At 45.9% G+C, this 16,379-nt stretch carries 15 protein-coding genes; 1 reads left to right on the forward strand and 14 read right to left on the reverse strand.

Annotated elements, in window-relative coordinates; all coding sequences use genetic code 11:
- Positions 1–34: 34 nt before the first annotated feature.
- The 8 genes from DWZ60_RS19330 to DWZ60_RS05355 all read right to left on the reverse strand — a co-directional run bounded on the left by DWZ60_RS19330 (position 35) and on the right by DWZ60_RS05355 (position 7,482).
- Positions 35–253, reverse strand: a complete 219-nt coding sequence (locus DWZ60_RS19330) for an aldo/keto reductase (RefSeq protein ID WP_330422121.1) — start codon at positions 251–253, stop codon at positions 35–37.
- On the reverse strand, positions 250–387 hold the full coding sequence (locus DWZ60_RS20645) for an aldo/keto reductase (RefSeq protein WP_334294879.1): 138 nt from the start codon (positions 385–387) through the stop codon (positions 250–252). The genes DWZ60_RS19330 and DWZ60_RS20645 overlap by 4 nt, the downstream gene beginning before the upstream one ends.
- Before the next feature lie 133 nt (positions 388–520).
- Positions 521–1,015, reverse strand: a complete 495-nt coding sequence (locus DWZ60_RS05330; protein WP_117508936.1) for an HD domain-containing protein — start codon at positions 1,013–1,015, stop codon at positions 521–523.
- Positions 1,016–1,168: 153 nt separating this feature from the next.
- Entirely contained in the window at positions 1,169–2,044 is an 876-nt protein-coding gene (locus DWZ60_RS05335) for a phosphoribosylaminoimidazolesuccinocarboxamide synthase (protein WP_055217859.1), read from the reverse strand.
- 159 nt (positions 2,045–2,203) lie between these two features.
- Positions 2,204–2,797: a family 1 glycosylhydrolase gene (locus DWZ60_RS05340; RefSeq protein WP_117804971.1), complete on the reverse strand. Its 594-nt coding sequence runs from the start codon at positions 2,795–2,797 to the stop codon at positions 2,204–2,206.
- 27 nt (positions 2,798–2,824) lie between these two features.
- On the reverse strand, positions 2,825–3,871 hold the full coding sequence (locus DWZ60_RS05345; protein ID WP_119221359.1) for a GDSL-type esterase/lipase family protein: 1,047 nt from the start codon (positions 3,869–3,871) through the stop codon (positions 2,825–2,827).
- A gap of 17 nt (positions 3,872–3,888) precedes the next feature.
- Positions 3,889–4,116 carry a hypothetical protein gene (locus tag DWZ60_RS05350; RefSeq protein WP_117812784.1) on the reverse strand — a complete coding sequence of 76 codons (228 nt, stop codon included), beginning with the start codon at positions 4,114–4,116 and terminating at the stop codon, positions 3,889–3,891.
- Between the two features lie 264 nt (positions 4,117–4,380).
- Positions 4,381–7,482 carry a glycoside hydrolase family 2 TIM barrel-domain containing protein gene (locus DWZ60_RS05355; protein ID WP_158564999.1) on the reverse strand — a complete coding sequence of 1,034 codons (3,102 nt, stop codon included), beginning with the start codon at positions 7,480–7,482 and terminating at the stop codon, positions 4,381–4,383.
- Between the two features lie 226 nt (positions 7,483–7,708).
- On the opposite strand from DWZ60_RS05355, the gene DWZ60_RS05360 reads away from it, so the two are divergent.
- Positions 7,709–8,578: a helix-turn-helix domain-containing protein gene (locus DWZ60_RS05360; RefSeq protein WP_158576321.1), complete on the forward strand. Its 870-nt coding sequence runs from the start codon at positions 7,709–7,711 to the stop codon at positions 8,576–8,578.
- Here DWZ60_RS05360 and DWZ60_RS05365 read toward each other — a convergent pair.
- From DWZ60_RS05365 to DWZ60_RS17875, 6 genes are all read right to left on the reverse strand, one after another.
- Positions 8,564–9,100: a nitroreductase family protein gene (locus tag DWZ60_RS05365; RefSeq protein ID WP_117508939.1), complete on the reverse strand. Its 537-nt coding sequence runs from the start codon at positions 9,098–9,100 to the stop codon at positions 8,564–8,566. The two genes, DWZ60_RS05360 and DWZ60_RS05365, sit on opposite strands and share 15 nt — an antisense overlap.
- 20 nt (positions 9,101–9,120) lie before the next feature.
- Positions 9,121–9,657 carry a DUF3877 family protein gene (locus DWZ60_RS05370; protein WP_158576323.1) on the reverse strand — a complete coding sequence of 179 codons (537 nt, stop codon included), beginning with the start codon at positions 9,655–9,657 and terminating at the stop codon, positions 9,121–9,123.
- Between the two features lie 300 nt (positions 9,658–9,957).
- Positions 9,958–14,724, reverse strand: coding sequence for a penicillin-binding Tp47 domain C-containing protein (locus DWZ60_RS05380; RefSeq protein ID WP_199669400.1), 4,767 nt, complete (start codon positions 14,722–14,724; stop codon positions 9,958–9,960).
- 282 nt (positions 14,725–15,006) lie between these two features.
- Positions 15,007–15,531, reverse strand: coding sequence for a Gx transporter family protein (locus DWZ60_RS05385; protein ID WP_055266099.1), 525 nt, complete (start codon positions 15,529–15,531; stop codon positions 15,007–15,009).
- Positions 15,532–15,561: 30 nt separating this feature from the next.
- Positions 15,562–15,846, reverse strand: coding sequence for a NusG domain II-containing protein (locus tag DWZ60_RS05390; protein WP_119221361.1), 285 nt, complete (start codon positions 15,844–15,846; stop codon positions 15,562–15,564).
- A gap of 117 nt (positions 15,847–15,963) precedes the next feature.
- A complete protein-coding gene (locus DWZ60_RS17875; RefSeq protein WP_243038215.1) occupies positions 15,964–16,377 on the reverse strand; it encodes a 4Fe-4S binding protein in 414 nt (137 codons plus the stop codon).
- Between the last annotated feature and the right edge of the window lie 2 nt (positions 16,378–16,379).

Genomic DNA, 16,379 nt, shown 5'->3' on the forward strand with positions numbered 1-16,379 from the left:
GGCGTTTTACATGCCATAGTTTTTTACGAAACAATTATTTCTTTTCATCCAGCAGCATAACCCCATCTGCCAGATTGTGATCAATGGCACCAACGATTCGGTGCGGTATATATGGTTCTTCGAGATACGCGATTTCGTCATCGGTTAATGTTACAGTGAAGGCTTTTGCCGCATCTTCCAGATACGCCGCCTTGGTCGCACCGATAATCGGGGAGCTGACTCCCTTCGCCCATTGCCATGCCAGTGCGGTCATACATTCAGGGCTTCCATTGTTTCCTCAATCGGAGTTTTGTAGTCAAAACGGTGAATGATATACAGATCCAGATAATCTGTTCCCAGCCGTTTCAGTGTACCGTCAATCTCTCTGTGAATGGCTTCTGCCGACAGATTGCCAAAATTTTACTCCGTATAATACTGTGCCTGCGCATTCCAAAGCTCATAGTATTTGCCGTTTGTATCCACAAATCCCCTGTTCCATAAGGTAGCATCCAGATACTTCGGGATGTCACACTTCATGACCTTATTCCTTCTCCGGAAACATACTCTTCAACAGATGCGTTCCCGCTTCCGTCCGAAATACTTTTCTGCAGAAATTTTCAATCGCCTGTTTTGAATATTCGCTCTCGCCGGCATTGACCAGAAAATCGGCTTCCAGCAGGATCTGGTAATCCATTCCCTCTACATTTGTATAGGTATGATGATGCGTAACCAGCCATGTGATGCGTTCGACATCCAGTTCTCCTGCCGGTACATCTTTGAAAAATTCTGCAACGAGCGGCGCACTTTCCTCTTCCTGATGCTTTCCGCTGGTATTTCCGTATTTTTCCCGACACAGCGGGCAGGCAATATCATGGACAACAGCTGCCATCTCCAGCGTTTCCTGTGTTTTTGGATCCAGTCCTTCCGCCTCGCCGATGTTCTTTGCAAAGGCCCATACCTTCAGAAAATGATAAATATCATGAATATTTCCCTTATAAAAATCTGTCATTTTTTCAATTGCAGCAGCAATTTTCATATCGTGTTTCCTCCTTCGCATCCTGTCTTTCTTCCCATTATATCACATGTTTCACGCATTTGAGTATCAGATTATCATCTGATCTTATCACAAAATATGCAAAAACAGGAGGCAGAACCTGCCTCCTGTAGCTTTTTAACACTATGATGTTCTTTATGCCAGCGGTTTTCCTGTCAGCATCTCATATGCCTGAAGATATTTCTCGATCGTCTTGTCTACGATTTCCTGCGGCAGAGTCCAGTCGTGGTTTCCATCGTTGGCTTTGAGCCAGTCGCGCGCGAACTGTTTGTCAAAAGATGGCTGACCATGGCCTGGTTCATAACCATCTGCAGGCCAGAAGCGGGAGCTGTCCGGAGTCAGCATCTCGTCGCCGATTACGATATTTCCGTTTTCATCAAGACCAAACTCAAATTTTGTGTCTGCAATGATAATGCCTTTGCTTAAAGCATAATCGGCACATTTTTTATACAGAGCGATGGTGTAGTCGCGAAGCTTCTCTGCATACTCGGCTCCTTTTCCCGGGAAGTATTTTTCCAGATGGGCGATGCTCTGCTCATAAGAGATATTTTCGTCATGATCTCCGATTTCAGCCTTTGTGGACGGAGTGTAGATTGGCTCAGGAAGCTTGTCAGATTCTTTTAATCCTTCCGGAAGCTCGATGCCACATACTTTTCCTGTTTTCTGATAGCTTGCCCAGCCGCTTCCGGTAATGTAGCCGCGGACAATGCACTCGATAGGAAGCATTTCCAGCTTACGGCACATCATGCTGTTTCCGTCAAATTTCTCCTGCTGGAAAAATTCCGGCATGTCTTTTACGTCTACAGAGATCATATGATTCGGAAGGATGTCTTCTGTCAGATCGAACCAGAATTTGGACATCTGGGTCAGAACGGTACCTTTTTTTGTTACCACATTGTTCAGAATGACATCAAAACAGCTAATACGGTCGGTTGCTACCATGATCAGGCTGTCGCCGTTATCATAAATCTCGCGTACCTTACCCTCTTTGATTGGCTTTAATTCTTTCATCATGAATACCTCTTCTTTTCGTATAGGATAGTGAACGGAATTACACCCAATCCGGTGAAATTCCTTTGACACCTTTACCCTACACCACTCCTTATAAATTGTCAAGTATTTATTATTAACGCTACTAAATAAACCCCAAAAGGGATCTTTTATTTCCATTTATAATTCTGCTCCGTTTGTTTCTATCACGTGTTTATACCGGAATGCGGAATCTTTCATAATTCTCTCCTGATTTCTGTAGTCCACATATACGAGTCCAAATCGATATGAGTAACCTTTGGCCCATTCAAAATTATCCATCAAAGACCACTGGAAATATCCTCTGATATCCGCTTCCTCTGCTGCTTTTCTCAGTTCTCGCAAATATCTTGCAAGAAAATCAATTCTGTTTGGATCATGCACTTTTCCATCTAATGAGATCACATCATGGCAGGATAATCCGTTCTCTGTGATGTAAATTGGCTTATGATATCTTTCATATAAAAACTTCGGTCCCCACTGCAGACATTCCGGTGTTACCGGCCATTGGATCGCAGTTTTAGGAAATCCTTCATATCGGCAAACCTCCTGTGGCTTTCCGTCTTCCCCCATACGGACGCATCTTCCATTATAAATATTCTGTCCATAGATATCGATCGGTTCTGAGATCAGACGCATATCTTCTTCTGTGATTTTCGGAAGATATTTTTCATAACGCACCAATCCCTCATCCGGATAATGTCCTAATAAAACCGGATCAGACCACCAGGATATCTTCCTCTTATTACTCTACTATTCTAATTATTTCCATTCCTCGATTCCCAGATTCTCTATATAATCAGCAAGTTCTCTCGCCATCTCATAGGTTTCTGGAATTCTGAGATGTCCTGGAGTCGCTGCTCCGTTTCTTTTAAAGATACAATGGGAAATCTTACGGTCTCCCATAGAAACCACTACATCGTCAATTGCTTTGTCCCAGGAACTGTCATGCTCAAGCAATGTCGTACAGCAGACGATTGATGCCTTCGGATATACCTGACGCAGTTTTTTTAAAAATTCTGTATAGTGTTCTCTCCAAAGAATTGCTTTCTCACACATATAGTCTTCTGACATGTAATCAAACGGATGATTATCATTCTGGCCAATTGCCACGACAACAACCTGCGGTGTATACTGATTAAAATCCCATTCTGTCAGTTCACCAAATGTTTTATTGAAGCGGATTTTATTCCAGGCACTTTCCATTCCAATCTGATCCGGCTCATGGAACCAGCCTTGTCCATCCAGCAATGCAATTCCGCCCTGTGCGATATCATGGATCTGTGCATTCAGCATACGTGCTGTCATCCAGGCATAGGAATACCAGCTGTTAGAATAACCTCCCTGATGTTCAGGGTCCGTCTTTCCTGTATAATCCACTGCTTCTGTCACTTCTCCTGCTGATACAGAATCTCCGTAAACTTCAATTTTTCTTGTCTGTGCATCCGGAAGTTCCAATAATTTTGCTCCGTCTTCAATTTCAAATCCAAGGATGTGCATCTCATGGCAGGAATCCTGACGTTTAAAGAAAAGAACATGATGTTCTCCGTTTTCATTCTCAGGAACACGAATCTCTATTTCATTCTCTTTCTCGTTATCCAGATAATAACACGACTGCACTCCATCTAAAATACATCCAAGATAATTCTGCCAGTATTCGTTTTTGTTTCTCAGGAAAATTTTCAAATATTTTCCTGTAAATTTAAATTCCACAGATGTACATGGATAAACCCAGATTGGTTCTTTTGGATTCGCCCAGTCAATCCTTCCACTATAACGTATTTTTTTATTATCAGGATTAATTCTCATCTTATCTCCTCCATATTTTACAGTAAACTTGCTGCACCGATCATTCCAGCTTCATTTCCAAGTGCTGCTGTCTCAATCTCCGGAAGCCTCTCCTTCAAAAATCTTATGCAATAATTAATGACATCAGATAAAATGGAGTTGTATCCGTTACCTCTTCCGGAAGAATTGTTATATCTACCGTATGAATTTTCTTTTCTCCACTGCACTGCAATCTGTTCCAGACGGACCTTCTTTCTTCGTCCCACGTTCTTTCCTACCTTCTGTCACTTATCTATTAGTTCCTCTATGACGTTATTAACATCTAAGATTACGTTAATATGATAGCAAATAACTGTCAACTCAATTTAAGTTATTTTTTGCTAAATTTAAGATTAACTTAAAAAATTATGAAAAAGCAGGCAAATATCCTGCTTCCTCATAGCTTTCTTCCTTTCATCATATGCAGCATTCACGAGAAATCTGTAATTTGTTCCGTAAGAATCCAATAGGCAGTTGGCCGATTTTTTCTTTTATGCGAAATGGAAACGGAACGTATAGCTGTATCTTCCCTTGCATACACGATATTCCGGGTGAATATTTTTCGTCCAGCCGGTATCTCCGCCAAGGCCTGCGTGCGCTACATCCAGGATCAGCCAGGTTCCTGTTGTCTGCTCCGGAAGTTCTTCCTCATATGTGGCTTTTCGATATTCTGCTATAGAATAAGGAAGTGCACTGAAATGGAAATCATCACTGCCCACAATCTGAACGGTATGTGTTCCATCCGAAAGAACGGCAAATCGCGTATCCTCATGGCCACCGCATTCGCAAGGTACTACAAACGGAACGTGCTGTTCTGCTACAGAAGATGTGTAAAATCCGGTAAAAGCTGCGTCCTTTCGGTCTGCATACGTCTCCCAGGGACCTTTTCCATACCAGGTGAGCGTATCAAACGCTGCAGGGAAGCGGAACGACTGTCCGACTCTTGCGATGGTCTCAAGACCGCTGTTGTTTGTTACTTCGTTTTTCAGCTCCATTCCCTCACTGCCGATGCGATACAGAGTATGAGCGGTAAAGAGTACTGCGTTGTCCGGCTCCGCGGTATAGGAAGCCTGCACTTCAAGAAGCACCTGATTTCCGGCACTGACAGCCGATACTAACTGTACTTCCTTTTTCAGACGATCCAGACCTTCCGCGCGCCAGATATCATCGTAATCACTTTCATGGGTTCCCTCATCAATACCGGTTGGGGCACGATAAAATTCATCTTTTCCGCCGGTCATAAAAGAAACGCTCTTTGCCTGATATCTGGTAAATTCACCTGTCTTTTTATCAAAGATAATTTCGGTCTCTTCGCCGGTGATGCGAACATGATTTTCATCCTCCGATACGGTCAGTGGTTTCCCGACAATCGTTTTCTCGTCTGCCAGATAAACACCTGAAGTAACCGGAATCTGACGGCGGTATAGTTCTGTTCCCGCCGGTGCATAGAAGGTATCTTGGGCAAGCTCAACGTAATAATTTACATACGCCTCGCCATGCAGTTTCGCCGGAAGCTCCGGAAGCGTCTCTGTTGTTCCGGCTGCCGTGTAAAATGTCGGATAGCTGCCTTTGGCAAGCGTTTCGCCGTTCTGCACAATTTCATAACGCACCTGCAGATGAGAAAGATCGAGGGTATGGTAGCGGTTTGCCAGCACCCATATAGTTTCGCCGGTATATGGATTTTTCACCTGCTCAATCGTAACCGGGGACTGGCCGTTTCTCACCTCATAGGCGCCCGGTTTATAGGAAAGATCGGCAAAGACAACACCATTCAGACACATATCCGGAACCGGATCGGTCACATCCTCTCCGAACGCTCCGCCGTAGCCGTATTTGATATTTCCGTCCTCCTCGTGGATCGCAATCGCCTTGTCCGCGAAATCCCAGATAAAGCCGCCCTGGAAACGCGGGTATTTATTGACATAGTCCCAGAACTCCTTGAAGTTTCCGTTGCTGTTGCTCTTTGCATACGCATATTCGCACATGATGAACGGGCGGAGATCAGAATCGTCTGCCATCACATCCGTAAGCCAGCTCATCGTCGGATACATCGGGCAGATGACGTCGGAAATATTACTCTTTGGGTTGCCGGACTCATACTGAACGTATCTTGTCTTGTCGTATTCGCGGATCCAGCCGTGCATCGCAGCATGATTCGCCCCGGCACCGGATTCATTTCCAAGGGACCACAAGACGATGGAAGGATGGTTTTTATCACGCAGTACCATACGGGTTGCACGCTCCAGATAAGCGGCTGTCCACTCAGCGGATGCACTGAGCTGTCCGCCGTAACCGTGCGTCTCAAGATTTGTCTCATCGACAAGGTAAATGCCAAGCTCGTCACACAGATCATACCATTTCACGGAATTCGGATAATGGCTGGTACGAACAGCGTTGAAATTCAGGCGTTTCATCACAGCAATTTCTTTTCGCATCTGCTCCTCAGAAACGGTACGTCCCGTCTCGGCGCAAAAATCGTGGCGGTCAACACCTCGGATCACAAGGCGTTTGCCATTCAGGGTCAGAACACCGCGGCTGTTGATTTCCACCTGACGGAAGCCGACCTTGCAGCTCTCGATATCAACCGTCTCATTCTCTTTGTTCTGTAGCTCGACAACGAGGGTGTAAAGTGTCGGAGTCTCTGCAGTCCAGAGTGCCGGGTTCTCTACCGGAGCAGTAACGGTTGCGATGAATTTCGGCATCAGATAGAAGCCGCACTCAGCAAACGGTCTCGAATCCATCTCGGTTACTTTGTTCTGTTCTGCATCATACAGCGTCACTTTGGCATGATACTCGCCGTACAGCGGTTTGGAGTTGTCCGGCCAGATCGTGACAGAGAGGGTAGCTTTCGTGTAATCCGGGTGTGTGAACAGTGTCTCTGCCTTATAGTCCAGGATGTGCTGCACCGGTTTCGATACGAGGCGGACATCGCGGTAGATACCGGACAGATGCCAGTAATCCTGATCTTCCAGGTAAGTACCGTCACAGTAGCGCATTACCTGTACGGCGAGGGTGTTCGTTCCCTCCTGCACATATTCAGTGATGTCAAATTCCGCGTTCACTTTGCTGTCCTGGGAATACCCCACCTGTTTTCCGTTGACCCAGAGATAGAAGCAGGACTCCACACCGCCGAAATCGATGAGAAGCTGTCGGCCGATATAGTCTGTTGGAACCTCAAAGGTTCTGAAATAGCAGCCAGTCAGATTTTTCTCCGGTACGTACGGCGCATTCAGCTCGTAGGTGCCTTCGGTAATCTCGATCTCAAATGCTTCGCCGTTTGCCTCCCGTTTGAACGGATACAGCATATTGGTGTAAACCGGCTTTCCATATCCCTGCAGTTCCCAGTTGGACGGCACCGGAATCGCATCCCATGCTGCGTGATCGAAATTCTCTTCATAAAATGCTTCCACCGCTTCCGGTGACGGATACATTTTGAATTTCCAGTCTCCGTTCAGATCCATTACAAAGCGGGACGCGTTCCGATTTCCGGCGAGCGCCTGCTCTACCGTCTCATACGCACCGTATGGCGTATGCATCGGATAACGATTTTTCTGCGTTATATACTGATTTTCCCAGTCTCTTGTCTGTCTCATGTTCTTGAAACCCTCCTTGCCTTTGCTTTCGCATTTTCCGACTGTCTCTCTTCTTTTTATCCAGATTGGTGTTCCTTTTTTGCTTTCCTGTGATATAATACATCTGTGGATTTTCAGAAGATTCATGCAGTTATCTTATGATTCAGTATAAAACACTGCACGTGGATGAGAAATAGTTGATCTGGTGTTTCTTTTATCCAAAATGGGAAAGCAAAGGAGAAGTCGTATGATACCGGAATATCTGCTTGCAAAAATAGAAAAGAGCGATGTTATCTATCGCTGTATTGGAAATGAAATGAAGAACGGGATTCTGGCGTGCGGTTTTATGCGGAAAGAGACGGCGGACCGCTCGCAGTATCATTTTTCGAACGAGTATTACAGCTGTTTCGTGCTGCTGCGCGGGAGCGGGGAATATATTGCCGAGGACGGCACCTCCTATCCGCTGCAGGCGGGAAGCCTGGTCCAGCGTCTGCCGGGTGTGCCGCATTCCACACGCGTAGACCCCGATGGGAAATGGCTGGAATTTTTTATCTCGATTGGGAAACCGTTTTTTGATTCTTTCTGCTCGCTTTCGGTTCTGAACCGGGAGCCGGTGCTAAAGGCAGAGCTGCTTCCCGGCGATCTCGAGCGGTATCAGAAGCTTCTGCAGTCGTTAAAGGCCACACCGGACAGTCTGCTGCCTTTGCGGATTCCGGAGATGGAAAAAGAGATTCTGCGAATGTACGGCTACCATGCGCACCGGGTGAATCTGCAGCGGGATCCGATCGAGGCCGCCTGCGATATGCTCTCGCAGAATCTTGATGAAGAAATTTCTCTCGAAGAGCTTGCCCGGTCACTCCAGATCGGTTATGAGACGTTTCGAAAAGTATTTAAAAAACAGACCGGCGTCTCTCCTGCACGGTACCGCACCAGGAAGAAAATGGAGCAGGCCTGTATTCTTCTCGAGGGCGGCGTACCGATGAAGGAAATTGCCGGTCTTGTCGGATATGGCGATGTCTATGCGTTCAGCAAGCAGTTTTCCCGGTTCTTTGGATTCCCACCTGGAAAGTACCGCGCACGTCTTCACACGGATGCGCCGGATTTAGAACAGTTTTAAGATATCGTCCACGGTTTTACGTTTCGGCTTGTCCGGGTTGATGGCACGGTAGCCGACAGCAATGACAGCACCAAGGAGCTCATTCTCCGGAATGGAGAGGGCTTCACGGATAGCTTTCTCATCACGGATTCCCATAATCAGAGTATCAAGGCCGAGTTCTCTTGCGCGCAGGATCAGGTTTTCGTCATGCAGGCCAAGATCGTAATAGCCCCAGCCGTTTCCGACTTCATTGTCCGGTGTTCCGTCCTGCGTGAAGCCGGAGCGGTCTTTTACGAATGCTGTTACGACAAGTGCGGCTCCCTTTGAACTCTTCTGATTGAATTCTGGAAGGCATTTTGCGGAAAATTCTTCGACTTTCTCCGGTGTTACAAGGGCATAGTACCGTGTTGTCTGTGAGTTTTTCCAGGATGGTGCCTGAATCGCTGCCTGTACGATCTCCTGGATCTGCTCTGCGGTTACGTGTTTCTCCGGATCAAACGCGCGGATGCTTCTTCTTTCTTCCAGCAGTTTTGTAAATTCCATGGTGTATATCCTCCTTTTATTTATAAAGCCTCGTAATCTTCCCGTGAAAAACGGTGATACGTCAGGCCGAATTCATTTTCTTCGACACAGTAACAGTATTCATCTACAGACGGGTCTGAAAAAGAAAATACATGGCCCATCTCATGCTCCTCGGATGCGTTTTCTTCCACGGTAGTATGCATTTTCTCTGCATAGGAAGAAAAGCAGTTTCGAACCTGTTCCATTGTGTTTCCAGGCGTTGTGATCACCTGCAGAAGGTTCTGCAGGAGCTCCGGAACAGGGATTTCCCGCTCGATATAAGAGCATCCCTCCTCCGGGATTTCCACACAGTAGCGGTCTTTGACTGCCGAAATAGCGAGCATTCCAAGGCGCGGCTGTACGTTCTTACAGAACGCGGAAAGCGCTTTAGCCAGGTCTTCTGTTTCGTCTAAAGAGAGGGAACGGCGCAGGGACTCCGCCGGGTAGTAGAGCTTCATCGTACCGCCCTCATAGCCGATCTTCACCTGCCATTCCCGAATTGTATCGGTAATATGTTTTTCCAACAGTTTTGCTGTCATGTTTTCTAAGTCACCTCCATTGTGCTGCATGTGCAAAAAACACAGTATTATTATCGCACGAATTGGGCATTGTGTGAACACTTAATTTTTTGTTTTTTACAAAAAGAAAAGAATCACTTTTTTACTCCTCGAAACGGCAGAAACCTCCGCCAGAAAAGCTGGAACAGAGGTTTCTGTGATTTCTTATGTCAGAAGAATTTCTCAGTTATTTCGTTCTGAATTACTCTTCGTCTTCGTTTTTCTTTCTGCCGCGGAGTTTGAATCCAAGTCCGCCGGCACCAAGAGATGCAACTGCCATGCTTACCCATCCCCAGATGTTGGTAGCATCACCGGTCTTTGCATTATCGCTCTTCTTGGAAGTAGAAGTATTGGATACTTTATTACTTGCAAGCGGAGTAGATGTTGCTTTCGGGGTGCTTGTCGGGGTCTTCGTCGGCTGCGTCGTAGGTATTGTGGTAGGAGCAGTCGTCGGGGTTGTGGTTGGTGCTGTTGTAGGTGTAACGTCGGAGTCTCAGTTGGGGTTACGGTCGGGGTTTCCGTCGGGGTAACAGTCGGAGTCTCGGTCGGGGTTACGGTTGGGGTCTCTGTAGGAGTAGGAGTCGGCTCTTCTGCTGATTTCTTCCAGGTGAAGCTAAGATCCTGATATCCCAGTGAAGAAACTGTAATTTCAAAGGAATCGCCCTCTGCGAACGGTGCTGCATCTGTCTTTAAGGAACCATCCTCATTGAACAGTACAACAGCTCCTCTTCCGCTTGCTGCATATGCTTTTCCATTTACAGTAACAGAGGTAATGTTCTTCAGATAATCTGCAAACTCTTCATCTGTTGCATCCCCGTTCTTAAACAGACCCGGTGTTGTCGTATCTTCGTTAAATGCTGCCGGCATCTCTTCCGTGTAAAGGATAAAGTCTGCGGAAAGATCTGCATATTTACCATTCTTATCGCTGACAGTCAATGTATAAGAACCTTTCTCTGCATTCTTGAAGTACAGAGTATCACCGGACACGGTTCCCGTCAGACCTTCTACTGTATAGACAGCATCGTAATCATCCGGCAGGCCTTCCAGTTTAACAGAAGCATTTCCAGATGTGACAGACGCATTTTCTACAGAAAATTCATATGCAAACTTAACCGGTACATATACATCTGCGTCGACTTCGTAAATTCCCTTGCTGGTGTAATAGGTAATTTTGTTGATGGTCTGTCCCATCATGCTCTTGTAATGTTCCGAGGAGGTCGGGCAGTTATGAACGCTTGTCGTAAATCCAGTGCTCCATGCCAGCTCAGACACTCTCCAGATATTCTCCAGATGACGCATTCCGTAATCGTTGCCCTCTTTTGTGCTGACAACAACACCATATACGGTATCTTCGCCTGCTTTGATGGTATCAGTAAGACCATCCAGATCCAGCTGATAATCACCGTATTTGCTGTTAGTGGAGAGCTCTGCCGTTACATTTTCCAGCTTTGCTGCCTCGGTTCCCTGAACAGCACCAAAGGTTACATTGCCGTCTGCATCTACAGATGCTTCTTTGTAATAAGACGGAACCTCATGTAAAGTGTAATATGCATAGCTTGCATTCTCATACAGTGCATCTTTTCCGGTATACGTTGTGGTGGATGTTTGTCCACGGTTGGTAACGGTGATTTCTACAGAATCCTCATCTGTCACTTTCGTGTATTTGCTCAGATCCATATCCTCTGTTACTTTTACCGGGAAGGTGATACCTGTAATATCGCTTCCGTCTGCATTCACATGGTAAGATCCGCCGGAAAGTGAGGCTGTTCTTGTTTTGTTCTTGGTTGCGGAAGTAAACGCATCTACCGGAACATCATTATGAACCTCTGCCTGATAGAACGCTGCATACGGAATATTCATTAATACATACTGGGACTGCAGAGCTTCGATGGCTGCATTCAGATGCTCGGTTGCTTCATCTACGGTTCCCTGGCTCTGTTTTTTCTCCAATGCTTCTTTTGCTTCTGCCAGTTCTGTCTGCATATTATTCCAGGAAGTTTCCGTGTAAAGATCTTTATTCAGTGCATCTGCCTTTGCAATTGCCTCTTCCAGTGCTGCTGTGCTCTCTACCGGATCAGCTCCTACAATATTCGCTTTGGTTGCTTCAAAAGTGTAGGAAGCATCTGCATAGCCAAGTGCATGAATCGTAATCTTCCAATAACCGGTTCCATCCGTTCCCTCCGGTAAAGTGCAGCGCAGGGAATCGGTAAGGCCAAGCTGGATTCCCATTACTTTATGCATCCAGTTATCTGCTGCGAATTTTGTTCCATACGTTGCTTTTGCATTCGTATAAGTGGAATCATCACCGTAATAAGTCCAGGTTACGGTCTGCAGATTAGCAGCCAGATCGCCGTAATCTCCCGTTAAATCTACGCGAAGGAATTCTCCATAAGAACCATTGGCTTCTTTCACGGTCAGTCCTACGGTCTCAGCATCCGGAGCTGTCTTCAGCGCCTGATCTTTGATTCCGGATTCACTTCCTGTTGTTCCTGCCGAGAAGGAGAAGCTTCCATCTACATTTTTCACTGCTATCTTCAGACCGTTTGTGTTTTCTGTTACATCTGCAACCAGGCCTGTATAGCTCTGCAGTTTATTTTCAGAAAATCCACCGGAAAGTGTTCCGCCGTTTTCTACCACAACATACTTTTTGCAGAAATCTTCGTAATCATCTTCCGAAACTTTTACAGGCACATATTTCAGGCCTTTTACTTCATAATGATCAATCTGGCTTTTGTCGTAAGTTACGGTCTCGCCGTTGGTCAGAACTGCCGTGGTTGCTGCGGTATAATATGCCACATCATAGGTTGTGCCATCTTTCATGTAGATAGTCGCTGCGCACTGGAAGCTTCCTCTGTGCAGTCCATGGTTTGTGGTCGCACGGGTTACAACATCAAAAGCGCCTTTATCACTTTCTTTGCGACTGTCAGTTTCATCCGAACCAGCGTCGCTTCCTGCCGCCTGAACTCCTTCTGCTGCCCAATACTCAGCCCAGGTAAGACCTGCATATACATATTTATATGTTGTTTCTTTCTTCTCATAAGTAAAGGAAAGCGTCTTGTAACCTGTTGCAGTTACTTCGATTTCAAATTTATTTCCTTCTGCAAAAGCGGCAGCTGTCAGATCAAGCGTACCGTCTTCTTTGATCAGAATTATTTTCCGTTTTCCAGTTGCTGCATATTCTTTTCCATTTACTTTTACCGAAGTGATGTTCTTGATATAATCAGCAAAGTCATCTTCTGATGCATTCTCTGCTTTTACAAGCGCCGGAGCACTTCCTTTTTCGTTGTAAGCAGCCGGCATTGCATCTGTATACAGAGTAAAGCTCTGTGTCAGATCTGCATAAACACCTTTTTTATCATGAATCGTCAGAGTATACATTCCTTTTTTCGCATTTGCGGAATAAGAAATGGTATTTCCGTCTACTGCAAATCCATCCAGACCATCTACGGAATATTCTGCATCATAATCAGCCGGAAGTCCGGTTACGGTCATCGTTGTCTTTCCAGCGGAAAGAGAAGCGTCTTCTACGGATACACTTGCCTCAAATTTTGTTGGAACAAAAATATCATTCACTGGAATCGTGTAGATTCCTTTGCTGGTATAATAAGTAACCTTATTGATATGCTGTCCCATCATGCTCTTGTAATGTGCAGAAGAAGTCAGGCATCCATGTACCTGTGTTGTAAATCCAGTTGACCATGCCAGCTCTGTTCCGCGCCAGATATTTTCCACATGACGCATACCATAGTCATTGCCTTCTTTCGTGCTGACAATAACACCATAGATCTGATCGGTTCCAACATCAATCGTGTTCTCCAGTCCGTCGAGATCCAGCTGATAATCTCCATATTTTGATTCAGTCATAAATTCCGGAGATACATTGGTCAGTTCAATTGCAGTTCCAACTGTTTTTCCAAAAGAAAGAGAGCCATCTGCATTTACCGTTGCTTCTTTGTAGTAAGAAGGTACTTCGCTTAATACATAATATGCATAGTCTGAGTTTTCAAATAAGGCGTCTTTTCCAGTGTATGTCTGTGTAGATGTCTGACCACGGTTTGTTACTGTAATACTTACAGAGTCAGAATCTGTTACTTTCTTAAATTTGGAAAGATCCACTCCTGTTACTTTAACCGGGAAGGTAATTCCATTGATTGCACTTCCATCTGCATTGGTATGATAAGAACCACCGGCAAGAGTGGCTGTTCTTGTTTTGCTCTTCGTTGCGGAAGAAAATACATCCACTGGAACAGAGTTGTTTACATCTGCAGCATAAAATTCATCATACGGAATGTTCATCAGAACGTAAGCCACCTGCTCAGTTGGAGTCTCGGTCGGGGTCGCCGTTGGGGTTGCGGTTGGCGTTGCTGTCGGGGTCGCCGTCGGAGTCGGTGCTTTAACAAGGCCTTTTACTGCAGTATTCAGCGCATCTTTCGCGGTATCAACAGCGCTCTGGGATTCTTTTGCAGAAAGAGCAGATTTTGCTGCGGTAAGAGCAGTCTGGACAGCTTTCCAGGAGTCTGCGGTGTAGTCAGCTTCCTTTAATGCTTCGGCATCTGCGATTGCTTTTTCAAGTGCTGTGGTGTCTACTGCTTCTGGAGTCGGGGTTGCTTTTTGGGTTGCTGCAAGAGCCGCGGTTTTTACTGCATTCGAAGTTCTGGTTGCACCCGATACAATATCCCATCCTTCAATGTTTTCAATCGTTGCATCTTTTCCAAGAAGTTTCGTTTTGAATCCTTTGCTGTTTGTAGCTGCTTTTTTAAAATATGTAGCATTTTCTGTATTGTATCCAGAACCAGGTGTTACTGCAATATCAGAAAACTTACCGTCTGCAACTGTGATTTTGACATTAACGTCATATTCATCCCATGCATTCTCATCCTCATCGTCTTCTGCAGTTCTGGTAACATGAGCCGTAGACTCATAAGTGCCATCTGCCAGCACGCCACTTGTAGCATCCGCCAGTGCGGTTCCCGGGAGCAGGCTCATGGTCATGGAAGCTGCCATTACGGCTGCTAATGATTTTTTCTGAAGTTCTTTTCTTTTGATCATAACTTCCTCCTTTTTCCTTTTCCACAGTTTTGCAGGAAAAACAGGGGCAAAACTGTCCTTCATTATTATATTAGTTTTCACTAATCAATAATTGTTTTAACTAACCGTAGATTATTCTACTAATTTTTAATCGTTTTGTCTAACTCTTAACTGATTATTTTTTCTCAAAAGAGGCACAGATTCTGCTTATTGAGTATTTTTACTATTTAATGATCCGATACTGTGAAGTTTGTGGGATGATTTTCGTTCCCACACAGAAAAAATTCCGTAGATATGGAGTTTTCACCGCGAAGAACTCTTTCGTCCATCGCGTTTTACCGCAGAAAGAATGCGGTCCGAAAGGATTCCGATCAGCATTCCGGTGATGACTCCGGCCACGAGAAGCGCCGGCAGATAATAGAACAGTTTGCGGTTCTGCACCACGAGAGCCGCCACGCAGATCTGCGCGACATTGTGCGTCACGCCTCCTGCAATACTTACGCCGGTGATACTAAAGCCCTTGATGTGTTTCAGCAGAAGCATCACAAGAAAGCTCAAAAGCCCGCCGGCAAGGCTGTAAAGGATGGACATTCCATTTCCGAACAGATACCCCATCAGAAGAATGCGGGCGACGGAAATCATCAGGACTTCCCCTGCCGGAAGGAAAAAGAGGCCGACGACTACAACCAGATTGGCAATGCCGAGTTTGATTCCAGGAACACCGAGGTTGATCGGGATCAGTACCTCCACATAACTGAAGATCATGGCAAGTGCCATCAGCATGGCGCATAAGGCAATTTTTCTGCTTGCAGTGCGGCTGTCTCTCATAAATTCCAATTCCTTTCTTCTAAGCTGGTATTATTTTACAATCACATCCGGCGCATCGTCGGCGTCGTCCGTTGTGGATCCGTCACTTTCTACCTCCGCAACCAGCTTATGCGGCAGGCACACGATCGTCTCATTTACCCGGGAAATCGTACCCTGTCTTTTGCAGTAGCCGTCCGGGCAGTCAGCTTCTTCCATATGGACACTTCCGTTTTCGATCACCAGGACATTCGTTCCGTGACCCGTCTGAATTTTCACGGTCTGATTTTCTGCGAGTGAATACGTTCCGTAGACCTCGCCGTCCACCGTGACTTTCATGGTATTTCCATTTTCCGTTTTCGGCAGCCGAGCGCCAGGCAAGGATTCCAGCCAGGAGCAGAACGGCGCCTGCCAGAATCAGATCTTTTTTCTTCATATAGTTTTCCTTATTCTGAATCAGATGCCAGCCCATAACAGCAGTGTCAGCAGGAATACAGCACGGAACAGCGTAAAGAGGATTTCATTTCCGTGAAATTCCTTTACCCCGCAGCGGATATTACCTTTCGGACACGTATCAATACATTTCTGGCACTGGAAACAGTCGCCGGAGATCTCCACGTATCCATCGGATGGCAGTTCCACCGCTGACGGGCACTGTCTCGTGCAGGCGCTGCAGCCGCGGATGCAGTTTTCGCGTTTCCGGTGCAGAGTAAAGAACGGCAGGATCGGAAGCAGAGAAAAGACAGCTCCCATTGGGCACAGGAAATGGCAGAAAAAGCGCTCCTCAAAGAACATGCCGACCAGGATCAGCACCAGAAGAACAATGCCTGGAATATAAGAGGAAAGTCGGAAATTTCCCGCATGCAGCATGG

This window comes from Blautia sp. AF34-10, assembly GCF_003477865.1.
Classification (GTDB): Bacteria; Bacillota; Clostridia; order Lachnospirales; family Lachnospiraceae; genus Fusicatenibacter; species Fusicatenibacter saccharivorans.